We start from the raw sequence: 21,489 nt of genomic DNA, 5'->3' as shown, positions 1-21,489 counted from the left end.
ACTGCGATCCCTGCAAAGACGGTCGGCGACGGGCAGACAGCGGCGCCGCGATCCGGCGGGGATCGCGCGCGTCGCCGCGGAGGCCCGGTGCGTGCCGGGCCGGCATGGGCTCTTGGCGGCCCGGACTCAGTATTCGTTCATGACGGTCCCGACGAGGGTCGTCGAGACACCGTCGAGGCTGTCGGTGAGTTCCTGCAGCGCGGTGACCCGCGACTTGTTCTGGCGCGCCAGCACCAGCGCCGCGCCGCAGCGCGCGGCCACGATCGCCGCATCGGCACCATATTGGCCCGCGGAGGTGTCCACCAGCACATGGTCGAACTTGCCGGCCAGCTCGCGCATCAGCAGCCCGAAGGCGGGACGCTCCAGCAGCTCCACCGGGTTGGGCGGCACCGCGCCCACCGGCAGGATGAACAGGCTGTTCATGCCCTCCACCTGCTGGATCACGCGCGGCTCGCTGCGACCGGACAGGATCGAGGACAGGCCGGCCTGGTTGTTGACGTCGAAGATCTCGTGCTGGCGCGGGCGGCGCAGGTCCGCGTCCACCAGCAGCGTGCGGCCGCCGAGTTGCGCCAGCGTGACGGCCAGGTTGGCCGTGAAGTAGCTCTTGCCGTCCAGCGAGTCGGGGCTGATCACGGCCAGCGCGCGGCGCGGCTCGTTCTCGCGGTACAGCCGCATCGTGATCTGGCTGCGGATGCCGCGGAAGACTTCGGCCTGCGACGAGAACGGCGTGTTCAGCGCCACCAGCTCCGGGCTGCGCACCTTGCGCTCGCTCGGGGCGTAGGGGTAGTGGAACTGCTTGGACAGCGCCTCCAGCACGTCCTCGGCGTTCGCGTAGCCCAGCGCCACGGCGGCCTCGCCGAAGCGGATGCCGCGCTCGCGCTGGTACTGCAGCACGCGCTCGACCTGGTCGGCGGTGAGGTTGCGGGTCTCGGCGATGATCGCGCCGATCGAGCGGTCATGCACGCCCGGGCCGGAAGACTTGCTGTTGATCGGTGCGTCCACGGATTTCCTCTGGGCCAACGGGATGGGTTCCTTCAGATCGGACATCAGGCGGTCCCTCGGCTGGGTCGGGCGGAGTTCCCGAGCAGTCGACGTTCCGCCGACGGCAGCGCCGACGCGCGCTTGCCCGGCGCGGGCAGCACACCCAGCATCGGCAGCGGCAGCACGGCCATGACGTCGTCGGCGTCGCGCACCTTGCGGTCACGCATCTCCAGCAGCAGCGCCAGGCCCACCGCCAGGATCACGCTCGCGACGAAGGCCAGCGCGGTGTTCAGCAGGATCTTGGGCGACGACGGTTTCAGCGGCGCGACGGCCTCGGTCAGCACGTTGACGTTGCTCTGCGTGGTCTGGCTCTCGAGGCTGGTCTGCGTCAGCCGGGTCGTGATGTTCTCGTAGGCGCGCTGGGCGCTCTCGGCCTCGCGCATCAGGCCGCTGGCGTCGTCGCGGGCGGCCTTGAGCTTGGCGACCTTCTCGCGCTGCGCTTCCAGCGCGGCGCGGATCTCGCCTTCGCGCTGCTTGTTGATGTTGTTGGTGACGGTCACGCCGCCGCTGACGCGGCCGATCTCGGTGCGCAGCTTGCTGCGCACGTCCGCCACCGTGGCCTTGGCCTCGATCACCTGCGGGTGGTTGTCGCCGTAGCGCGTGCCCAGCTCCTGCAGCTTGCTCTCGGCACGGCTCAGGTCGGCCTTGAGCTGCATCACCACCGGGTTGGCCAGCACGTCGGGCAGCTGCTCCGCGCCGCGCGCGGCCTGGCCCTGGCGGCTGCCGGACTCGGCCGACAGCGCCTGCAGCGCCACCAGCTGCGAGGACAGCTCGGACAGGCGGTTGCTCTCGACATCCAGCCGCTCGTCGCTGGCGATGATGCCGTGCTCGCGCTCGTAGGCGGAGAGCTTGGCGCGCGTGCTCTCGAGCTTCTCCAGCGCGACCTTGGCCTGCTGGTCGAAGTAGCCGGCGTACTGGCGCGCGGGGTCGACGCGCAGGTCCAGCGTCGTCGACACGTAGGCCTTGACGAAGGCGTTGGCGAGCGCCGCCGCGAACTGCGGATCCGGCGCGCGGTAGGCCACCGTCAGCACGTTGCTCTCCTTGGAGGGCTTCACGTCCATGTTGGCCTGCAGGAAGGCGATCAGCCACTGCTCGATCGTGCCCTCGCCGCTGGTGGCGGTCTGCCACTGCTCGCGGATCGCGGGGACTTCCGCCAGTCGGAGGTCGCGCACGACGCGCAGCGCGACGCGGTCGCTGCTGATCACGTCGACCTGCGTGTTCATGAAGGCCGGCGACGCCAGGCCCGGGTAGATCAGCGCCGAGATCGGATCGGGCTTGGCATCCACCACCACCGAGGCCGTGGCCACGTACTTCTTGGGCAGCACCAGGCTCACGGCGAACGCGGTCACGGTGGTCAGCAGCACGACGAGCAGGACCAGGGACCAGCGCGCGCGCAGGATGGAAAACAGTTTGCTTGGCGTCACGGGCACTCCTCAGCCGGACCGGGGCGGTCCGGCATCACACAACTCAGAACAGGCTCTCTCGGACGAAGATCACGTCGCCGTCCTTCAGCGCCTCGTCCATCGCGGGCTTGATCTCCTGCACCTTGCCCGCCGTGTCCTTGCGGTGCACGCGGATGCCGCGGTCGGTGCCGCGCAGCGTCAGACCGCCGCCGGCGGCCAGGCCCTGCAGCAGCGTCATGCCGCGCTCCAGGCGGATCTGGCCGGGCTTCTGGACCTCGCCGTAGATGTAGATCATCGGGAAGCGGTCGACCCACAGCACGTCGCCGTTGAGCACGACCACATCCTGCTCGCGGCCGTTGGCGCCGAACAGCGTCGGCAGGTCGACCTCGAGACGGAACGCCTTGCCGCCGCGCACGCCGGTCAGCACGACCGTGTCGCCGCCGGTGGCCGCCACGCCGCGCGCGTTGGCCAGCAGGTCGGTCAGGCGCGTGTCGGCGACTTCCAGCGGATAGCGGCCGGGCTGGTTCACCTGGCCCAGCACGCTGGCCTGGTTGCCGGTGACCTTCAGGACCACGATGGTGACCTGCGGCTGCTTGACGAAGTTGCCCTTCTTCAGGCCGTCGGCGATGCGCTGCTCGGCGTCGCTGATGGACAGGCCGCCGATGCGGATCGAGCCCAGCAGCGGGAAGGTGATGGTGCCGGCCTCGGACACGCGGGTCTCGAGCAGCATGTCCGGGTTCTGGAACACGCTGATGCGGATGGCGTCGCCCGATCCCAGGCGGTACTCGGCGGTGGCGCCGGAGGCCAGGCCGGTCGGCGCGGCCGGGGCTGTCGCCGTGGTGGCGGGACGTGCCGGCGCCTGCGCGACGGCGCCGCCGGCGAGCGACAGCGAGAGCACCGCCGTGGCGGCCGTGGCGGCCACCGAGGCGAAGGAGAGGATCGGGAAGCGACGCGTATTCATCATTTGATGCCTAGACCCTTGGCAAGGTTGTTGTCCACCGGGCCGCTGGCGGCACCGGTGGGGCTGTCGGAGGCGGCGGGCTCGAGGGCCGGCACCGCGGGAGCGGAGGTGGGCGCGGGCGTCGCCGGCGTGGCGGCGGGCGCGGACGCGGCGTCGGCGAACTTGCCGACGTATTCGATCTTGGCGTTGTCGCGCATCGACTTGATGTCCTTGGCGACCAGCTCGGCGCGACGCTGGTTCAGCAGGAACATCTCGATGGAGGGGCGCGCCTGGGCTTCGGTCGCGGGCTGGCGTTGCGAGCCGGCGAGGAAGAGCACGGTGATGCCGTTGGGCTGGCCGTTCATGATGAACTGGCCGTCCTTCAGGCGCGAGATCGCGTCGAGGTTGTTGAGCGGGATCTGCTCGGCCGAGCGCACGATCTGCGAGCCGACGAACTTGAAGTTGTCGCTCTTGAGCGCTTCGAGGAATTCGGGGAGGGTCTTGGCTCCCTGGAGCTTGGTGCGGATAGCTTCGAACTGATCCGGCTTCGCCTCGATGTTGATTTCCTGCAAGTTGTAGATGCGACGGTCGGCAAAAAGTGCCGGCTTGTCGTTGTAGTACTGCTTGATTTCCTGGTCGGTCGGCTTGGTGGCCGTCTCGCCGATGCGTTCAGCATAGGCCCTGGCGATGATCTCCCGCTTGGCGGTTTCGATCTGTTGCACCACGCGCGGATCGCGGTCGACCTTGAGGTCCTGGGCCTTCTGCACGGCCAGCTCCTGGTCGATCAGGCGCTCCAGGATCTGGCGCGAGGCGGCGTCCACCTGCTCGGGCTTCACGTTCGGCTGGCGCTGCAGCACGAAGTTGATCTGGTGGACGGTGATCTCTTCCTTGTTCACCTTGGCCGCGGTCTGCGACGCCTTGGCGCCGCTGCCGCCGCCGCAGGCGGCGAGCACTGCCGCAGCCAGTACGGCAGCGCAGACGGTCGCAAAACCGGCGACGGCCGGTGCGGCCTGTCGCGCTTGAATTCCTTGATCCCGAGTCCTCATCGCAAGCATGGTGTCGACCTTGATGTTGTGTCTGTCCGGCGGCCCCTTGAGGGGTGCTCTACGCGTACGCGAGCGGCGAGTGTAGCCCTGCACCATGACTGAACTTACCCGTTCCGGAGGGCCCTGAGACCCCCATCCCGGGTTCGCAGGGGTCCATAGCAAGAATGGGTCCCGCCTCTGTGGGACGGGGACCTCCGGACCCCGCGAACAAGGGGGATCCACCCTGTAAAGATGGCCTCGGAAAGGGCTGCCGGACCGTCATTGCAACGGCTTGAAAAAGGCGTCAGAAGGCGAGCATGGAACGCCGTCCCGGGCACGCCAAAGACAAGGCCGCCGACCTTGCGGTCGGCGGCCTCCAGGCTGCGGGATGCCGGACCAGCCGGGTCTGTCCCGGACTGGCGGACAACGCTCAGGGCAGCTTGTTCAACGCATTCACCGCGTCGATCAGGCCGAAGCCGTCATACAGGCTCCAGCCCTTGACCGCCGCGCCGCCCGAGAACGGGATCACGCGCGCCGCCGGGGTGCCCTGCAGGATGCTCTTGATCTGCTTGGGCGTCAGCGAACCGGGGCCGCCGGCCTTCTGCAGCATCAGCGCCGCGACACCGGCCGCATGCGGCGCCGCCGCGCTCGTGCCGAAGAAGTTGTTGAAGCCGTCGCCTTCGTAGTCCGAGTTCGGGAAGAAGAAGGTCGTGTTGCCGCCGTCCGGCGCGGCGAAGTCGGGCTTCTTGCGGGTCTCGGGCACGGCCAGGCGGTTGCCTGCCGCGTCGAACGCGATCGTCACCGGGCCGGGGCTGCTGAAGCTCTCGAACGCGGGGATGAACGGGGTCTGCTGCGTCGCCGGGAAGCTGTAGCGGTAGGCCGCCACGCTGTTGGCGCCGGCCGCGGCGCTGTGGCCGAAGGTCGTCGGGCCGTTGCGCACCTGGAAGGGCGCGCCGCCCCAGCCGTCGAGGTTGACCAGGCGCACGCGCGACGCCAGCTTGGTGCCGGCGCTGGTGCGGCCGACCATGATGCGGTAGGTGCCGCTGGCGCCGCCCGACAGGCCGACGATCTCCTCGCCGAAGTCCGCCGCGATGTTGTTGGTCGCGAACGTGAACACGCAGTTGCCGGCCGCGTTGATCAGGTAGAAGTTCAGGTCGGTCGTGACCTTGCCCTGGTAGAACAGGTCGTCCCACTGCAGCAGCAGCGTGGAACCCGCGCCGCTGTAGGTCACCGGCAGCGCGTAGGTACCGCCGCCGAAGTCCAGGAAGCCGCCGGCCACGTTGGCCTTCGTGCTGCCCGAGGACGGTGAGCTGGTGCAGGTGTTCAGCGTCGCCAGGTTGACGTTGCCCAGGTTGGTCGGCGAGGTCGAGAAGGTCGCGACCGGCACGTCGATCGCGCCGCCGCCGCCGGCCGAGCCCTGGTTGCCCGCCGACGAGAAGTACGAGACCGGGCGGCCCGCCAGCGTCGTGCTGTTGACGACATCGTTGACCGCCTGCGCGACCTGGCCGTCGGAGAAGAAGGGCTCGTCGTAATAGAAGACGTCGTCGACGATCACGTCGGCGCGGCAGGCGGGCTCCGTGCGCAACCGGCGGATGTTGTCGGCGAAGGCGGCCTCGCCGGCGAAGGCGGTGGCGAAGCACTGGTCCGCGCCCGGGGCCACGTCTTGCACGATCTGCATCATCGCGCGGCCTTCGTCGGTGTTGCTCGGATCGGCACCGATGTCCAGGACCCACTTCGGCGGACGCAGATCGCCGGAGGCGATGTCGTTGGCGGCACGCACCGTCGTGAAGCTCAGCGGCGATCCGTCATAGGAGTCCGACAGCACGCCGACGGTGATGCCCGCGCCGGTCCAGCCGGCGGCGTTGGCGACGGTGCTGCGCAGCACCGTCGAGCCTTGCGAGGTCGTCAGGCCGACGTTCTTGTGCGGGCGGCGCGTCAGCTTGGCCAGGTGCAGGCCGTCGGTGCCCGACAGCGCGGCCAGCGCGGAGGTCGGCACGTAGGCCGAGATCGCGCCGTGGTTGAACAGGCGGTTGACGCCGGTCACCTGCGCGCCGGCGGCTTCGAGCTGGGCCTTGAACGCGTCGATCGACGTGCCCGCCTCGAGGTAGAGGTCGACCAGCACGCGGCCTTGCGCGTCGGACAGCGACTGGACGTAGGGCCTGATCTCATCGGCGTCGACGGCCAGCGAGCGCAGCTGGCGGCGCGACTGCTGGTCGACGAGGTCCGACAGCGCGCCGTCGAGCTTGGCATGCTGCGCGTAGGCGCCGCCGCAGGCGGCCAGGGCCAGCAGCGCGCTCAGGACGCGCAGACGGGGGGCGGTGTGCTTCGTGTTGGAAGTCGTCATGGGCGGCTCCTCAGGCTTGAACGGGGGTGACGGGCTTGCGACGGCGGATCAGGCCGGCCGCGCCGAGGGCCGCACCGACCAGCAGCAGGCTGCCGGGTTCGGGCACGTCGGAAGCCGCGGCGGCGCTCGCGCCGACCAGCTGGATCTCGTAGTCGCCGGACTCGCTGGTCACGCTGTTCCAGCCGGTCAGGGACCCGGAGCCGGAGATCGCGGCGACGTTGCCGCCCTGCCCCAGCAGCGACGGGAAGATCGCCGAGCCGCCGCTCACCGGCGTGTAGCCCGCGCCGGTGATGGCCAGGTAGTACAGGCCGCTGACGGTCGGGATGTAGTTGCTCAGCGTGGACTGCGAGCCGCCCACGTCGCCGTCGTCGTCGTTGCCGATCAGGCCCTTGCCGGCGGCGTCGAACAGGTACAGGACCGTGTCGAAGAAGTTGTAGTTGATGCCCGACGCGGTGGTCGTGGCGGAGAAGGCCGTGCCGGCGGTCAGGTAGATCGCGAACAGGTCCGCGTCGCCGTCGAGCGAGCCCTGGATCGCATCGATCGGGCCGCTGCCCAGGAAGGTCTTGGCCGTGACGAGGGTCTCACCGGCATCGCCGCCTTCGACGAAGACCGCGGCGGCCTGCGCGGACGTCGCCGCGCCGAAGGCCAGGGCTGCGATCGGCAGCCAGGTGTGCTTGAGGCTCTTGAAGCTCTTGATTCGCGTGAACATCGAACGTTCCCCCTGAAAGGTGTGGACACCCCGCGCGGCACAACCGCGCTTGGTGCGGTGCTGAACAGAGGGAACGATGCACAACCTGTGCCAAGTGTCACGAACTTTCGAGGTACGTCGTCGGGAACCCCGATGGCATCGGCACTTGCGGAGGCCGGCGGTCCGACACCCCGATCCACGGGGGATCCCCGCAAGGCGGGGGTGTAAAGCCGGCCGACTCCGGGTTAGCCCGCAGCCTGCGCGGCCGAGCGCCGCAGCGCGCCGGGCGGCTGGCCCACGATGCGCTTGAACGCGCGGCTGAACGAGGCCTCGGAGTCGTACCCCAGCCGGTCGGCCGCGACGGCGACGCGCATGCCCTCGTGCGCGATCCAGCGGCGGGCCTGGAACATCTTGACCTTGGCGACGTATTTCGCCGGGCTCTCGCCGACCGTCTTCGTGAACGCCTCGGCGAAGCGCGAGCGCGAGGCGCCCATCAGATCGGCCAGCGCCGGCACGCTCCAGTCGCGTTCGGGCTCGGCATGGATGGCGGCGATGACCTTGCCGATGCCGGGACACTGCACGGCCGCGATCCAGCCGCTGGCGTCGTTGCAGGCGCATTCCACCCAGGCGCGGATGATGGTCGCCGCCAGCACGTCGGCCAGCCGCGCGAGGATGCCGCAGGCGCCGATGCGGTCCAGCGCCACCTCGCGCTCCATCGCCTCCAGCAGCGTCGGCACCGTCGGGTCGCGACGCGCCAGGTCGTTGGCCCGCATCGCGTCCGGCATCATCGCCAGCAGCGGATGCAGCGGGTCCAGGTTGAAGCGCATCGCGCCGCAGAACAGGACGTCGGGCGGACCGCCCTCGGACGAGGTCCCCTCGCCCGCCGCCCCGCCCGCCGCTCCACCCGCCGCCTCCCTCGCCCCCTCGCCTCCACCGTCACGCGCGGCCATGCCGGCCATCGCCACGGCCTCCGCGCCGACCAGGTAGATGTCCTCCGCGACCGGCCGGCGCGAGATCGAATCGATGTCCACCGCCGGCAGATCCGGCGCGCTCGCCAGCACATGCGCGCTGCCGCGCGGCAGCAGCACCGCATCGCCGGCGTTCAACTGCACCCAGTCGCTGCCCGGCGTCCTCAGCCAGCAGCTGCCGCGAGCCACGAAGTGGAAGCGCGCCTCCTTGCGCGCCGGGAAGGCGATCGCCCAGGGCGCGCGCATCAGACAGCGGCCGTACTCGACGCCCTCCAGCCGCAGCCCCAGCAGGATCTGCGTCAGCAGGTCGGCGGGCTTCAGCGGGGTCGGCGGCAGCGGCTCCACGGAGGGTCTGGAGGAATCGTCATGCATTTCGGCTCTTCCGGCATGGAAACGCCAGGATCCTACCCATAAGCTGATAGCCATACCCACTGTCCCTCTTCTCCGCCGTGTCTTCCACCTGCACCGACTGCCTCGACGCTCCCCGCCCGCCGTTGGGCGCACCTCCGGGTTCCGCCTCTACCCACCCCTCGCAGGGCGAATCGGTCTCCGTCGCGCTCGCGGCGGCAGCAACGGCAGCCCCCGCCGCCGAGGAGCCCGCCCACTGGGCGGCGATCGCCTCGCTGACCGTGGGCGTCTTCGGCCTGGTGACGGCCGAGTTCCTGCCCGCAAGCCTGCTCACCGCGATGGCGGCCGACCTGAACATCAGCGCCGGGGCCGCCGGACAGACCGTCACGGCGACCGCGCTGGTCGGCGCCGTCGCCGCGCCCTCGATCCCGCTGCTGACCAGGCGCTTCGACCGGCGCCTCGTCCTGATCGTGCTGACGCTGCTGCTCGTGCTCTCCAACGTCATGGCCGTCACCGCGTCCAGCCTCGGCGTCCTGCTCGCGGCGCGGGTCATCCTCGGCGTCGCGCTCGGCGGCTTCTGGTCCATGGCCGCGGCGCTCGCGATGCGGCTGGTGCCCCTGGCCCTCTTCGCGCGCGCCATGTCGGTCATCCTGGCCGGCGTCTCGGTGGCGACCGTCTGCGCCGCGCCCATCGGCGCCTGGATGGGCGAGATGTGGGGCTGGCGCAGCGCCTTCGTCGCGGCGGGCGTGCTCAGCCTGATCACGCTGGCGGCGCAACTCCTGACCCTGCCCAAGCTCCCGCCCAAGGACAACCCCAACCTGCGCGTCCTCGGCGAGCTGCTGACCCGCCCCGGCGTGCGCGTCGCGCTGCTGGCCGTGCTGCTCGTCATCTCCGGTCACTTCGCCGGCTTCACCTACATCCGGCCGCTGATGGAGAACATCACCCACCTGCCGGTCCCGATGATCTCCGCGGTCCTGCTCGGCTACGGCATCGGCGGTTTCTTCGGCAACCTGGTGGGCGGCTTCCTCGCCGAACGCAGCGAGCGGCGCGCCATCGTCGCCGGCGGCTCCCTCATCGTCGTGCTCGCCGCCGCCCTCCTCCTGGCGGGCAGCTCGGTGTGGGTCACCGCGGTGGCGGTGGTGCTGTGGGGCTTCGCCTTCGGCGCCTTCCCCGTCGGCTTCCAGACCTGGATCGTGCGCGCCGCGCCGGACCAGGCGGAGGGCGCCGGCGGGCTGCTCGTCGCCGCTTTCCAGATCGCCATCGCCAGTGGCGCCATCGGCGGCGGCATGCTCGTCGACCACATCGGCGCGCTCGGCGGCCCGACCTTCGCCGCCGCCGCCATCACGCTGGGCACGCTGCTGACGCTGCGCCACGGACCGCGTGTGGCGAAGGCCTGATCTTCGACACCTCCCCGGAAGGATGCTCATGACCCCGCTCGTCAACCGGCGCATCGTCCTTGCCAAGCGCCCTGCCGGGCGGCCGACGCCGGAGGACTTCCGGCTCGAATCGGTGCCCGCCCCCGCGCCCGCCGAGGGTCAGGTGTTGCTCCGCACGCTGTTCCTGTCGCTCGACCCGTACATGCGCAACCTGATGGACGAGGTCGGTCCGGGCTACGCGCCGCCGATCGCGATCGGGGACGTCATCGTCGGCGGCACGGTGAGCCGGGTGGTCGAGTCGCGCCATGCGGACTTCCGCGCCGGCGACCTCGTGCTGTCCCACGCGGGCTGGCAGGACTACGCGCTGAGCGACGGCGGCGACCTGATCGCGTTGGGCGACATGAAGCGGCCCTCGCTGGCGCTGGGCGCGGCGGGCATGCCGGGCATCACCGCACGGGTCGGTCTCGAGGAGATCGGCCGCCCGCGTGCAGGCGAGACCGTGGTGGTCGGTGCCGCGACGGGCGCGGTCGGCGCGATGGTGGGGCAGTTCGCGAAGCGCGCCGGCGCGCGCGTCGTCGGCATTGCGGGCGGGGCGGACAAGACCCGGCACCTGATCGAGACCTTCGGCTTCGACGCGGCGGTCGACCGACGCGATCCGCAGTTCGCGGAACGCCTGCGCGAGGCGGTGCCGGACGGCATCGACGTCTACTTCGAAAGCGTCGGTGGCGAGGTCCTGGACGCCGTGCTGCCGCTTCTCAACATCGGCGCGCGCGTGCCGGTGTGCGGCTTCATTGCGCATTACAACGACGACGATGCCGGCGCCGGCACGGATCACCTGCCGGCGCTGCTGGCCACGGTGCTCCAGAAGCGTGTCCGCATGGAGGGCTTCATCGTCCTCGATCACTACGGCGAAGGCATGGCGCGCTTCCAGGCGTTCCAGCGCGAGATGAACGCGGCGATCGCCGCGGGTGAGATCCAGGCGCTCGAACATGTCATCGACGGCCTCGAGCTCGCGCCGAGGGGTCTGATCGATCTGCTCGATGGTCGCAACGTCGGCAAGGCGGTGGTGGCTGTGGCCACACGGTGAGAGCTGCCTGGCCCGCAGTCGATGACTGCGAGTGGGGCCGGAATGGTGCGTGGGGTTCGCGGACGCGATGCCCCATGCACCGTGGAGTGCCCGCGCTTGGCCCCGCGCAGTCGGGCGGCCTCACCCCAACCGCTGTCGCACAGGCAGCGCCACGTTGCCTGGCGATGACTGAAGCGCCTCCACCCCATCGCGCCACGCCGCGGGCGTCACCCCGATCTCCCGCTTGAACGCGCGTTGGAACGCCGCTTCCGACGCATACCCGACGGCTTCGCCGATGGCAGCCGGCGAATCGCGCCCGGCGCGCAGCCGGCGGGCGGCTTCCGTCATCCGGACCTGGTTCAGGAACTCCGCCGGCGAGACCCCGGCCGCGGCCTGGAAGCTGCGGATCAATGACGAGCGCGACAGGGCGGCGCGCTCGGCCATGCTGTCCAGCGTCCAGTCCTGGGCGAGGTTCCCGAGGATGTCGACGACCAGCGCGGCCAGTCGCGGATGCGCGCCGAGCGCCAGGACGCCCGGGGCTTCGATGCTCGTCGGGAGGTTCCCGCCCATCGCCGCGCGCAGCGCGACGGCAAAGAGCGCCCCGGAGAGGTGTCGAAGCAGGGCCGCGCCGCCTTCGCCGGGCGCATCGGCCTCCTCGCGCATCAGCGCCAGCAGCCGGGTCAGACGCGAGCCGGCGCCGGGCGAGCGCACCACCATCGCCGGCGGCAGCAGCGCGCGGATCAACTTCGACGAGGCGGCCGGCACGATGAACCGCCCGCAGAGCAGCGTGCCTTCGCCGGGGCGTTGCAGGCTGGCTGGATCGCGATCGCGCAGCTGGTGCGCGCCGCCGGCGGGCAGCATCAGGACGTCGCCCGCCTGCATCGGCGCATCGCGCAGCCCGTCCGCGTCGACGACGGCCTCGCCGTCGAGCAGCACGTGGAACGGGATGTGATGGCCGGCGTCGGCCAGCCGGGCGGTCTGGTCCAGCGACCATCCCGCGCCGAGGTCGCAGCGGATGTCGAGCCGTCCGTCGACGTCCACCAACGCCAGCAGCCGGTCCAGCAAGCCCGCGCCGTCATTCCCGTCCCCCATCGATCCCCCCATCGACCGTCGACACGGTCCGTCTGAAACGAACGGGCATTAGACAGGCTCGGACGGGCATGGGCGCCGGAGACGCCGATTTCTACAGTGGAGTCACTGCAGCGATGCAGCGCCGCTCCCCAGGGACGAGCGTCAGGAACGAGTCCTGAACCCCCTCGACGCGGCCCACCCACTTCGAAAGGAATCGCCATGTCCCGCCTCACCGCTCCCGCCATCGCCGACGCTCCCGCCGTCGCCCAACCGCTGTTCGACGCCATCCGCAAGGGTGCCGGCAAGGTGCCCAACGCCTACGCGCTGATCGGCGCGCTCAGCCCCGCCGCGTTGAAGGTGGCGATGGAGGGCGACGCCGCGCTGTCCCGCGGCACGCTGTCCAAGGTCGAGATCGAGGCCATCCGCGTCGCCGTCAGCGCGCAGAACGGTTGCGACTACTGCGTCGCCGCGCACTCGGCGATCGGCAGGATGGTCGGATTGAAGGCGGACGAGCTGCGCCAGCTGCGCGGTGGCGACCGCGTCGAGGACGTGAAGCGCCAGGCGCTGGTCGACTTCGCCCGGCATGTGACGTCGACGACCGGCACGGTCGCGGCGGAGCGTGTGCAAGCGGTGCTGGACGCCGGCTGGACGTCCGCGCAGGTGGTCGAGGCGATGTTGGCGATCGCGTTGATCGGCTTCACGAATCTCGTGAACCGGGTCAACGACACGGACGTCGACTTCCCGGTCCCGGTCTGAGTACTGCAGTGGCCGCTGGCCGTCACCCCCACCCTCTCCCGCAAGCGGGAGAGGGAGAAAGCGGACTCAGCCGAGGCGGAACTTCGCCACCGACGCGACGAGCGCCTGCGCCTGCTGGCGCAGGCTCTCCGCGGCGGCGGCGGACTCCTCGACCAGCGCGGCATTCTGCTGCGTCACCTGGTCCATCTGGTTGACCGCCTCGCCGACCTGGCTCACGCCCTGCGACTGCTCGCGCGTCGCGCTGCTGATCTCGCCGACGACGTCGGTCACGCGGCCGATCGCCGCGACGATCTCCGTCATGGTCGCGCCCGCCTGCTCGACCTGGCCCGTGCCCTGCTCGACACGCTCGACGCTCGCGGCGATCAGCGACTTGATCTCCTTGGCCGCCTCGGCGCTGCGTCCCGCCAGCGCGCGGACCTCCGACGCCACCACCGCGAAACCTTTGCCGTGTTCGCCGGCCCGCGCCGCCTCGACGGCGGCGTTCAGCGCCAGGATGTTGGTCTGGAAGGCGATGCCGTCGATGGTGCCGATGATGTCGGCGATGCGGCGGCTGCTCTCGTCGATGCCGCGCATCGTCTCCACGAACTGCGACACGACCGCGCCACCGCGCTGTGCCACCTCGCTCGCCGATCGGGCCAGCCGGTCGGCCTGCTGCGCGTTCTCGGAGGTCTGCAGCACCGTCTCGCCGAGTTCGGTCATCGTCGCCGCCGTCTGCTCCAGCGCGCTGGCCTGCTCCTCGGTGCGCTGGCTCAGGTCATGGTTGCCCATGGCGATCTGCCCGCTGGCGCTGGCCACCGACTCGCTGCCCTCGCGCACGCCGCCGACCACCTGCCGCAGGCCGGTCTGCATCGCCTTCAGCGCCGCGATCAGGCTGCGGGTATCGCCGGGCCGCACGCGGATCTCGCCGCTGAGGTCGCCCTCGGCCACCTGCCGCACCAGACGCGCCGCCTCGGCCGGATCGCCGCCGAGCTGGCGCCGCACATGCCCCAGCAGCAGCAGCGCCAGCCCGACGGCCACCGCCACCGACACCAGCGTCAGCGACAGGCTCCAGCCGTGCCCGGCGGCGTAGCTCTTCTGCGCGTCCAGCCGCGACTGCTCGCTGCCGGCGGCGTTGTAGTCGGCGCTGCGCTCGATCGCCTTGACCCACGTGTTGAAGCTGTTGCGCGAGTCGGCGCGGAAGAAGGCCTTCGCCTCGGCGTCCGTGCCGTCGCTGCGCGACAGGTGCAGCAACCGCTCCTGCGCCGCGAAGTAGGCGTCGCGCGCGGCGACGACCTCGGCGTAGAGCCGCCGTTCCTCGTCGTTGGTGATGTAGGGCTGGTAGGCCTTCTCCGCGTCGGCGAGTTCCTTGCGGGCGTGGGCGATGTTGCGCTCGATCTGCGCCATCTCCTGCTTGTCGTCGGACAGCAGGTGGTCCGGCTCCATGCGCCGGATCTGGTTGGCCTTCACGCGGATCGCCGCCATGTTCTGGATGCTGGGCAGCCAGTCCTCGGCGATCTCGGTCGTGCTGTCGTGCACGCGGTTGAGTTGCAGCAGCCCCATGCCCCCGACCAGCGCGCACAGCGCCACCAGCATCACGAAGGACACGGTCAACTGCGTGGACAAACGCCAGGTGCCGATGTTCATTGGATCTCTCCTCCCAGTGGACAGACTTGAATGACATCCCCGGCCCGGGGCCGGCCGTCAGCCGACCTCCCGCCGGGGTGCTTCCCAACACATCGGCGAATCCTGCACCGAAGTTGAATCCGGCGATACGGCAGTCGCCCGCCCCTCCGGCGCTGTCACCCGTTGCAGGGGCACGTCCCGGGTCAGGCGGCCACGGCCCATTCGGAGTGCACGTGCCCGGCGATCTGGATCTGGCCCTTGCCGGTGCGCTTGACGGCGTACATCGCTTCGTCGGCCGCGTGCAGCAGCTCGCGGCAGGCGTCGCCGCCGCCGCCGATCACGGCGCCGATGCTGGCGCCGACCGAGACCTTCTCGCCGCTGTCCAGCGTGATGCGGCGCTGGATGGAGAACAGGCAGCGCTGCAGCGTCTGCTCGACATCCTCCGGCCGGTTGACGCCGGAGAGCAGGATCGCGAACTCGTCGCCGCCCAGGCGCGCGACGACGTCGTTGCTGCGCACCAGGTCCTGCAGGCGTTGCGCGATGTCGGTCAGGACCTCGTCGCCGGCCTCGTGGCCGTGCTGGTCGTTGATCGCCTTGAAGCCGTCCAGGTCCAGGTAGCAGACCGCGAAGCCGCGGCCGTTGCGGCGCGCGTTGTTGATGGCGTCGCCGACCTTCTCCTCGAACAGGCGACGGTTGGGCAACCCGGTCAGCACGTCGCGCAGCGCCAGGTGCTGCGCCTGCTCCTCGCTGCGCTTGAGGCTGTCGATGTCGACGAGCATCCACATCGATTCGTTCTCCGACAGCACCGTGCCGTGCAGGTCGACCCAGAACTCGGCGCCGTCCAGCCGGCGCATGCGCAGCTGGGTGTGGAACCGGCCGCCCGAGCGCATCGTCGCCAGGCTGGCCTCGCGGACGCGGGCGTGCTCCTGCGGGCTGAGGAACAGGGTCTGCGCCGGCAGGCCGACCATGCCGCCCGCCGGGGAGCCGAACATGCGCTCCATCGCCGGGTTGCCCCACAGCGCGTGACTGTCGCGGATGCGGACCATGCCGATCAGGTCGTTGCGCAGCATCGCGTCCTGTTCGCGCGCCAGCTGCTGCAGCGCATCCTTGGCGCGGCGCTCGCGGCGGTGGATGCGGAAGATCAGCGCCGAAGCGGCCGCCACGGCCAGCGCGACCAGCGCCGCCAGCAGCGACTGCTGCACGACCTGCCCCCGCCATCCGGCCAGGAAGTAGTGGCTGCTCATGCCGGTGAACAGCGTCATCGCGTAGCCCGGCACCTTGCGGTAGGCGGTGACGCGCTCGACGCGGTCGATCGCCGTGGGCGTGATGTAGACGCCGCGTTCCCGGTTCTGCGCCAGCGAACGCACGGCCTGCTCGGACAGCGACTTCGTGCCGAATCCCTTGGTCGAGCTCGGCTCGCTGGCCGAGTAGCGCGCCACGAGGTTCAGCCCGTCGGAGCGCAGCGAGACCGCGCCCGAGGGGCCGAGCGCGACGCCGCTGAAGCGGTCGACGAAGTGCTGGGCGGTGACCACGGCGTAGACGATGCCGTCGAAGTTGCCCTCGTGGTCGATCAGGCGGCGCGCCAGGATGATGCACCAGTGGTTCTGCGCGCGGCTGTTCAGCGGCTCGGAGATCACCATCGTGTCGGTCTGCCGCGCCTGCGCGAAATAGGCGCGGTCGCCGACGTTGAAGGGCCGCTCGCCCGGCATCAGGCCGGTCGTCACGGTGCCGTGGACGTCGGTCACGCGCAGCGCGGCGACCTGCGGGAGCAGGCCGCGCTGTTCGTCGATCAGCCGGGCGACCATGGCGCTCTGGTCCGCCGACCGCGGGGCGCTGCGGAAACGCAGCGCGATCGTGGCCAGCGCGTTGTCGGTGTTGCGCAGCTCGGCGCCGACCTCGACGGCGATGTTCTGCGCCAGGTTCTCGACGACGTCGCGGGCGCGATCGGTCTCGGTCTGGCGGTGGTTCCAGAGGCTGAGCGCGGTCATCGCGGCCAGCGCCACGATCATCAGCAGGTTGCCGAGCAGCAGCCAGGAGGCCATGGGCCCGCGCGGCGCCCAGGACAGCGTCGGCAGCGGGAACGGCAGCCGGGGCAGTGTCATCGTGGGCTTCATGGCGGGTCCTCCGGTCGGTGGGTGCGAGCGTTCCGGTCTGTCGTCGCCGGTTCGTGGCTCGGGAACTCAGCCGTTGGCGACGGCACGCGGGCCGTCACGCAACGGGGTATTGGCGGCGCCGCGCCGGCAGAGGTCCTGCAGGTCGGCGAGCAGCTGTTCGAAATCGAATGCCTTGTCGTAGAAACCGTCCGCGCCGACGCGTCGGCACGGGGCGGCATGGGTACGGGCGTCCTCGGCGCTGAGCACGAAGACGCGGCCCGCGTAGTCGCTGTCGCGCAGGCGGGACAGCACCGACAGGCCGGTGCCCTGCGACAGGTTCAGGTCGAGCAGCACGACGTCGGGCGTGGTGGCCATGACGGCATCCACGGCCTCGTCCTCGCCGGAGGCCTGGGCGACGACCGTGATGCCGTCGAGCTTCTGGGCGCGGCGGACCAGGAGTTGACGGACGGGGACGTTGTCTTCGATGACGGCGATGTTCATGGATGTCATCGTCGTCGCAGAGCGCCGCCGCCGCCATCCAGCGGCTCCCACTGGCGATGAGCGTCGCCTGCCGCAGCTGCTGTAGGGACTTGACCTACAGGCGCGTCGGGACGCTGGAACCCGACATCGCCGGACGGCGCGGGCGTGACATCCTGCGCGCTCTCCGGCGGGACGTCCGCATCGTGGGGGGCCGTTTCCATGATCCGGAATCGGACGGCGTCCGGTCCGCGCGGGCGTCGGCGGCGGCAAGCCGCATACCCATCGGCCTCCTGATTTCCCCCGTGCCATGCCCGCCGCGGCCCGGCATAGTCGCCCCCTCATGCCCCACAGAGTCGCTCAGCGACCACCCGACCCTCGGGACCTGGAGACAAGACATGACCCTGGCCCTTCCGACGCCGCGCGGCACCTCCCGCCCCTGGCGTTCACGCCGTGCCCGCTGCCGGACGCTGATCGCGGCGCTGGCCGCCGGCAGCGCGTTCGTCGCGCTCGGCGCGCTCGCGCAGACCACGACGCTGGGCACGCGCGGCACGCTGGCGGCGCCCAATCCCGCCGTCACCGCCAACGCGGGCACGACCTGGCCGGCCACGGCCTACAGCCGCGGCCCCGACCATCCCCGCGCGGTCACGCTGCCGCTGCAGTTCATCCGGCTCTCGTCGGGCAAGCAGCTGGCGGTGCTGGTGTCGATGCCGGCGGACTTCCTGGGCTTCCCGAAGTCCGGCCGTTATCCCGTCGTGCTGACGCAGACCGCCTACCGGATCGACGTCGGCCAGTTCCTGGGCGTGTTCACGCCGGCCGGCGGCAACACGCTGCTGATCGGCGGCCTCGACCAGTTCATGGTGCGCCGCGGCTACGTGACGGTCGCGATCGACGCGCACGGGACCGGCATGAGCGGCGGCGTCACGCAGCTGATCGGGACCGAGGAGCAGCAGGCCTACCGCGAGGCGGTCGAGTGGGTGACGCGGCAGTCCTTCTTCAACGGCAACATCGGCGTGGCGGGGACCTCCTACCTCGGCATCAGCGCGCTGCTGACCGCCGGGCAGCAGCATCCGGCGGTGAAGGCCGCGTTCGCGACGGTGCCGATGGGCGACGCCTACCGCGGCGTCGCGGCGACGGGCGGCCTGTTCAACGCGCAGTTCCTGAGCACCTGGCTGCCGCTGACGCAATCGCTGAGCGTGGCCAACGCGCCGGAGCTGCTGCTCAACCCCTGGTACGCGAGCCAGATCAACGCGGCCACCGGCGACCACGTGGCGGCGATCGACACCTGGTACGCGCCGACCTTCGACGGTTTCGTCGGCAACGCGAGCGGCATCGCGACCGACGACGGCTCGTTCTGGGCCGGCCGATCGCCGGTGGAGAGCGCGGGACGGATCCGTGTGCCGACCTTCATCGTCGGGGCGTCGCTGGACATCTTCCAGCGCGACCAGCCGCTGCTGTACGAGCAGATCAAGCGCAACGCGACGGCGAAGCTCGCGATCCTGCCGGGCTCGCACCTGGCGTCGGTGGCGACCGGGATCCTCGGCTTCGGCGGCGCGCCGTCGTACGGACCGCCGAGCACGACCTCGCTGCTGCTGCAGTGGTTCGACCAGTACCTGAAGGGGCGTCCGGCCGGGGCCGACACGCTGCCGACGGTGACGCAGTTCGTCGACGGCTACGGCAGCGGCGGCACGCCGCGGTTCGCGACCGCGAGCGACTGGCCGCATCCGAAGATGGCGCCGCAGCGCTGGTACCTGCAGCCCGACGGGAGCCTGGCCTCGAGCATCCCGGCGGTCGCCGCCGGACGGACCGTGTCGGAGCCGCCGGCGCCGACGGCCACGCGCGGCACGGTGCTGGGCACGATCTTCACCGCCAGCGTGCAGATCCGCGATCACAGCGACTGCTCGGCGAGCCAGGTGCAGTGGACGCTGGGCCTGGCGGGGCTGCTGCCCAAGCCGTGCTACTCGGACAGCGCCCAGGTCGAGTCGCTGCAAGGCGCGGCCGTCTACGAGACCGCGCCGCTGGCGCAGGACCTCTACCTGAACGGTCCGATCCAGGCGGACCTGTGGATCTCGGCCTCGCGCCCGCAGGCGGCGCTGTCGGTGCGCATCGACGACGTCGATCCGTCGACCGGCGCGGTCAAGCCGTTGACGCACGGGCTGATGTCGGCGGCGCACCGCGCGGTGGACACCAGCCGCTCGCGCTTCGTCAACGGCACGATGATCCAGCCCTGGCATCCGTTCACCGCCGGCGCGACGCTGCCGGTGGTGGCCAACGAGCCGATGCTGGTGCCGGTGGAGGTCTTCCCGGTCGCGGCACTGGTCCGCGCGGGGCACCGGCTGCGCATCGCGGTCAGCGCGAGCAACCAGGCGCAGGGGATCTGGCCGACGCCGCTGCAGCAGCAGGCCAACGGCAACGTGACGACGATCCATGCCGGACCGCTGCGGCCGTCGAGCCTCGTGCTGCCGGTGGTGCCGGCGGGGAACTCAACTGAGTTCCACGCCGATCGTGCTGTCGTGAAACGAGCGGGGCAGGCAGGCAATGCCTGACCCCGCGCCTCCACCCTCATCTGCATTCGTCGGGGGATTGACCTACTCGCATCGGTATCCCCTGCCGAAGCGCTCTTCCGAGGGAGTGATTCTTTCGCCGCTCCTGCTCAAACTAAGCGTCATTCGTGGTGAATTGATCGCCGGGAAAGGATGACGAGATGAGTGCACTGTTGCGTGAGGCCGAGATCTGGAGCCCGCCGCAGGCCGAGGGGCCATTGACCCGGCAAAGCGACCTTCATCAGCCGCCCTGGCTCGATGGAATCGATTCACTGCTCCACCTGCTGAGGTATCCGGAGAGGACGCACCCCTACGTGGTCGGACAGATCCCCGCGCCGCAAGGGGAATCTATCGACTGGCTGGAAATTCGTGATCTGTTCTGCGAGTTGTTCGAAGCGGGCAGGCGCCCCTGCATGGACGCGTACCTTGAAGTCAGGCTTGCGCTTGGCGTGCTGTGGAAGAACTCGGTCCGTCTGTGCCCCGGTCCTGCGGCTATCAGTCACCTCCGGGACGAGGGAGGCGAGTTGCTGATGCACGTCGACTTCAGCGTGGATACGGACAGTGGCCGCGCCTATGACCTCGGACACGAACTCATGGAGGCGACGATCCGTTGCTATGCGCGAAAGGCAAGCTTTGTCATTGCATTCCGTTCCATCCATCCACATCAGCCAAGGCATGGGATCGCATTCACGGACTCGACGGTCGATGACGATGAGGATGAGGAGTAACGAGCCATGACTGCCATCACCAGCCGGGACATTCGGAGGGATGCAGAGGCGTTGAGCACCGGGATCCCCTCGGAGGCTCGGCGCCGAGCCGCGGCATCCCGTGCGTATTTCGCCGCCTATCACCGATGCAGGGCATGGGTGAGCCATCTACCGACGCCCGCTCGGGTGCCTGAATCGGGGAGCGTCCATGCCAGGCTGATCGATGTCCTCGAGGCGCCGAATCCTCTGTGGGACGAGCACATCGCACAGCACGCGCTGGCACTCGGCCAATTGATGCGCAAGCAACGCGAGCGACGAATCCACGCCGACTACAAGCTGAAACTACCGTTCGACAACACGATGCTGGAAGCGCAGTTCGACGATGTCAGGAAAACCTTCGCGACCTGCGCGGAGTCTCGGGAGGCATGCGCTCAGTAACCACAAGGGAGCAGCGCATCCCCTATGCTTGCGCCGTCCGCCCGCCCGTCGCGACCGGACTGACCTGCACATGGACGGTTTTATGCGCCACAGCCCTTCCCGCATTTTCTCCCGCTTCTCCCTCGTTCCCGCCGCCGCTACGACCCTTGTCGCGCTCGCAGGCTTCGCCGCGCTGCCGGCGCAGGCCGAGAGCATCGCCACCTCGGCCTCCAGCGCCGGCTCGGTGTCCTCGCGTCAGCTGTCCGACTCGATCGGCCAGTCCAGCGACAGCTCCAGCAAGGACCGCAAGGTCGCCGAGGGCGAGTACAAGGTCCTCGCCGTCGAGGACGCTGCCGGCCGCGCCGACACGCAACGCCTGCGCTTGCAGCCGGTCCGCGCCGAAGGCGGCACCGAATTCTTCCTCTACGTCCCGAAGCAGGCCATCGCCGGCCAGCCGCTGCGCGTCGGCGACCACGTGCTGGCGCAGAAGCGCGACTACGGCTACGAGTTCGCCCGTGCCGAGAACAAGCAGGCCTTCCTGCTCGCGCTGCATGACGACTGGCACCGCGAGCTCGAATCGCATCCGGTAACGCTGTGAATCTCGCCGGACCCCGCACCGGGGTC

General features: G+C 70.2%; 18 protein-coding genes. 7 read left to right on the top strand and 11 right to left on the bottom strand.

Annotated features, from left to right (window positions below; all coding sequences use genetic code 11):
• Positions 1-126 precede the first annotated feature (126 nt).
• From ACQ86G_RS12820 to ACQ86G_RS12790, 7 genes are all read right to left on the bottom strand, one after another.
• Positions 127-1,047: a polysaccharide biosynthesis tyrosine autokinase gene (locus tag ACQ86G_RS12820; protein ID WP_431260908.1), complete on the bottom strand. Its 921-nt coding sequence runs from the start codon at positions 1,045-1,047 to the stop codon at positions 127-129.
• Complete coding sequence (gene epsF, locus ACQ86G_RS12815; protein ID WP_431260907.1) at positions 1,047-2,465, bottom strand: chain length determinant protein EpsF; 1,419 nt, start codon at positions 2,463-2,465, stop codon at positions 1,047-1,049. The genes ACQ86G_RS12820 and epsF overlap by 1 nt, the downstream gene beginning before the upstream one ends.
• Positions 2,466-2,508: 43 nt before the next feature.
• Positions 2,509-3,405 carry a polysaccharide export protein EpsE gene (epsE, locus tag ACQ86G_RS12810; protein WP_431260906.1) on the bottom strand — a complete coding sequence of 299 codons (897 nt, stop codon included), beginning with the start codon at positions 3,403-3,405 and terminating at the stop codon, positions 2,509-2,511.
• Positions 3,405-4,526, bottom strand: coding sequence for an EpsD family peptidyl-prolyl cis-trans isomerase (locus tag ACQ86G_RS12805; RefSeq protein ID WP_431260905.1), 1,122 nt, complete (start codon positions 4,524-4,526; stop codon positions 3,405-3,407). The genes epsE and ACQ86G_RS12805 overlap by 1 nt, the downstream gene beginning before the upstream one ends.
• A gap of 313 nt (positions 4,527-4,839) precedes the next feature.
• Positions 4,840-6,753: a S8 family serine peptidase gene (locus tag ACQ86G_RS12800; protein ID WP_431260904.1), complete on the bottom strand. Its 1,914-nt coding sequence runs from the start codon at positions 6,751-6,753 to the stop codon at positions 4,840-4,842.
• Positions 6,754-6,763: 10 nt separating this feature from the next.
• Entirely contained in the window at positions 6,764-7,462 is a 699-nt protein-coding gene (locus ACQ86G_RS12795; RefSeq protein WP_431260903.1) for a DVUA0089 family protein, read from the bottom strand.
• Positions 7,463-7,686: 224 nt separating this feature from the next.
• Positions 7,687-8,781 (bottom strand): AraC family transcriptional regulator, encoded by a 1,095-nt coding sequence (locus ACQ86G_RS12790; RefSeq protein WP_431260902.1) that lies wholly within the window; start codon positions 8,779-8,781, stop codon positions 7,687-7,689.
• A 242-nt stretch (positions 8,782-9,023) separates the two neighbouring features.
• Between ACQ86G_RS12790 and ACQ86G_RS12785 the strand changes: the two genes are divergently transcribed.
• Positions 9,024-10,154: an MFS transporter gene (locus ACQ86G_RS12785; RefSeq protein WP_431261394.1), complete on the top strand. Its 1,131-nt coding sequence runs from the start codon at positions 9,024-9,026 to the stop codon at positions 10,152-10,154.
• Between the two features lie 22 nt (positions 10,155-10,176).
• Entirely contained in the window at positions 10,177-11,220 is a 1,044-nt protein-coding gene (locus ACQ86G_RS12780; protein ID WP_431260901.1) for an NADP-dependent oxidoreductase, read from the top strand.
• 120 nt (positions 11,221-11,340) lie between these two features.
• On the opposite strand, the gene ACQ86G_RS12775 is transcribed toward ACQ86G_RS12780, so the two are convergent.
• Positions 11,341-12,291: an AraC family transcriptional regulator gene (locus tag ACQ86G_RS12775; RefSeq protein ID WP_431260900.1), complete on the bottom strand. Its 951-nt coding sequence runs from the start codon at positions 12,289-12,291 to the stop codon at positions 11,341-11,343.
• 198 nt (positions 12,292-12,489) lie between these two features.
• Between ACQ86G_RS12775 and ACQ86G_RS12770 the strand changes: the two genes are divergently transcribed.
• Positions 12,490-13,026 carry a carboxymuconolactone decarboxylase family protein gene (locus ACQ86G_RS12770; RefSeq protein ID WP_431260899.1) on the top strand — a complete coding sequence of 179 codons (537 nt, stop codon included), beginning with the start codon at positions 12,490-12,492 and terminating at the stop codon, positions 13,024-13,026.
• A gap of 66 nt (positions 13,027-13,092) precedes the next feature.
• Here ACQ86G_RS12770 and ACQ86G_RS12765 read toward each other — a convergent pair whose 3' ends face one another.
• From ACQ86G_RS12765 to ACQ86G_RS12755, 3 genes are all read right to left on the bottom strand, one after another.
• Positions 13,093-14,649 (bottom strand): methyl-accepting chemotaxis protein, encoded by a 1,557-nt coding sequence (locus ACQ86G_RS12765; protein ID WP_431260898.1) that lies wholly within the window; start codon positions 14,647-14,649, stop codon positions 13,093-13,095.
• Between the two features lie 182 nt (positions 14,650-14,831).
• Entirely contained in the window at positions 14,832-16,742 is a 1,911-nt protein-coding gene (locus tag ACQ86G_RS12760; protein ID WP_431260897.1) for a diguanylate cyclase domain-containing protein, read from the bottom strand.
• Positions 16,743-16,808: 66 nt separating this feature from the next.
• Positions 16,809-17,222: a response regulator gene (locus ACQ86G_RS12755; protein ID WP_431260896.1), complete on the bottom strand. Its 414-nt coding sequence runs from the start codon at positions 17,220-17,222 to the stop codon at positions 16,809-16,811.
• 374 nt (positions 17,223-17,596) lie between these two features.
• Here ACQ86G_RS12755 and ACQ86G_RS12750 point away from each other — a divergent pair, with 374 nt between their 5' ends.
• The 4 genes from ACQ86G_RS12750 (at position 17,597) to ACQ86G_RS12735 (ending at position 21,463) form a co-directional block, all read left to right on the top strand.
• Positions 17,597-19,744, top strand: a complete 2,148-nt coding sequence (locus ACQ86G_RS12750) for a CocE/NonD family hydrolase (RefSeq protein WP_431260895.1) — start codon at positions 17,597-17,599, stop codon at positions 19,742-19,744.
• 158 nt (positions 19,745-19,902) lie between these two features.
• On the top strand, positions 19,903-20,469 hold the full coding sequence (locus ACQ86G_RS12745; RefSeq protein ID WP_431260894.1) for a hypothetical protein: 567 nt from the start codon (positions 19,903-19,905) through the stop codon (positions 20,467-20,469).
• A 6-nt stretch (positions 20,470-20,475) separates the two neighbouring features.
• Entirely contained in the window at positions 20,476-20,886 is a 411-nt protein-coding gene (locus tag ACQ86G_RS12740; protein ID WP_431260893.1) for a hypothetical protein, read from the top strand.
• Positions 20,887-20,968: 82 nt separating this feature from the next.
• The gene (locus tag ACQ86G_RS12735; RefSeq protein ID WP_431260892.1) at positions 20,969-21,463 is read left to right on the top strand and encodes a hypothetical protein; all 495 of its coding nucleotides are present in this window, start codon (positions 20,969-20,971) and stop codon (positions 21,461-21,463) included.
• Positions 21,464-21,489 lie beyond the last annotated feature (26 nt).

This window comes from Roseateles chitinivorans, from assembly GCF_050632145.1.
GTDB classification, from domain to species: Bacteria; Pseudomonadota; Gammaproteobacteria; order Burkholderiales; family Burkholderiaceae_C; genus Roseateles; species Roseateles chitinivorans_B.
Note: the sequence above shows the minus strand (reverse complement) of the source record. Positions and strands in the feature narration are given on the sequence as shown.

Excerpts from the sequence above, each read along its gene's own strand:
- ACQ86G_RS12780 (WP_431260901.1), top strand. The coding sequence starts at position 10,177 with ATGCTCATGACCCCGCTCGTCAACCGGCGCATCGTCCTTGCCAAGCGC.
- ACQ86G_RS12820 (WP_431260908.1), bottom strand. The coding sequence starts at position 1,047 with ATGTCCGATCTGAAGGAACCCATCCCGTTGGCCCAGAGGAAATCCGTG.
- ACQ86G_RS12790 (WP_431260902.1), bottom strand. The coding sequence starts at position 8,781 with ATGCATGACGATTCCTCCAGACCCTCCGTGGAGCCGCTGCCGCCGACC.
- ACQ86G_RS12750 (WP_431260895.1), top strand. The coding sequence starts at position 17,597 with ATGACCCTGGCCCTTCCGACGCCGCGCGGCACCTCCCGCCCCTGGCGT.
- ACQ86G_RS12755 (WP_431260896.1), bottom strand. The coding sequence starts at position 17,222 with ATGAACATCGCCGTCATCGAAGACAACGTCCCCGTCCGTCAACTCCTG.
- ACQ86G_RS12765 (WP_431260898.1), bottom strand. The coding sequence starts at position 14,649 with ATGAACATCGGCACCTGGCGTTTGTCCACGCAGTTGACCGTGTCCTTC.
- ACQ86G_RS12740 (WP_431260893.1), top strand. The coding sequence starts at position 20,476 with ATGACTGCCATCACCAGCCGGGACATTCGGAGGGATGCAGAGGCGTTG.
- epsE (WP_431260906.1), bottom strand. The coding sequence starts at position 3,405 with ATGAATACGCGTCGCTTCCCGATCCTCTCCTTCGCCTCGGTGGCCGCC.
- ACQ86G_RS12760 (WP_431260897.1), bottom strand. The coding sequence starts at position 16,742 with ATGAAGCCCACGATGACACTGCCCCGGCTGCCGTTCCCGCTGCCGACG.
- ACQ86G_RS12735 (WP_431260892.1), top strand. The coding sequence starts at position 20,969 with ATGCGCCACAGCCCTTCCCGCATTTTCTCCCGCTTCTCCCTCGTTCCC.
- ACQ86G_RS12770 (WP_431260899.1), top strand. The coding sequence starts at position 12,490 with ATGTCCCGCCTCACCGCTCCCGCCATCGCCGACGCTCCCGCCGTCGCC.
- ACQ86G_RS12800 (WP_431260904.1), bottom strand. The coding sequence starts at position 6,753 with ATGACGACTTCCAACACGAAGCACACCGCCCCCCGTCTGCGCGTCCTG.
- ACQ86G_RS12805 (WP_431260905.1), bottom strand. The coding sequence starts at position 4,526 with ATGGTGCAGGGCTACACTCGCCGCTCGCGTACGCGTAGAGCACCCCTC.
- ACQ86G_RS12775 (WP_431260900.1), bottom strand. The coding sequence starts at position 12,291 with ATGGGGGACGGGAATGACGGCGCGGGCTTGCTGGACCGGCTGCTGGCG.
- ACQ86G_RS12795 (WP_431260903.1), bottom strand. The coding sequence starts at position 7,462 with ATGTTCACGCGAATCAAGAGCTTCAAGAGCCTCAAGCACACCTGGCTG.
- ACQ86G_RS12745 (WP_431260894.1), top strand. The coding sequence starts at position 19,903 with ATGAGTGCACTGTTGCGTGAGGCCGAGATCTGGAGCCCGCCGCAGGCC.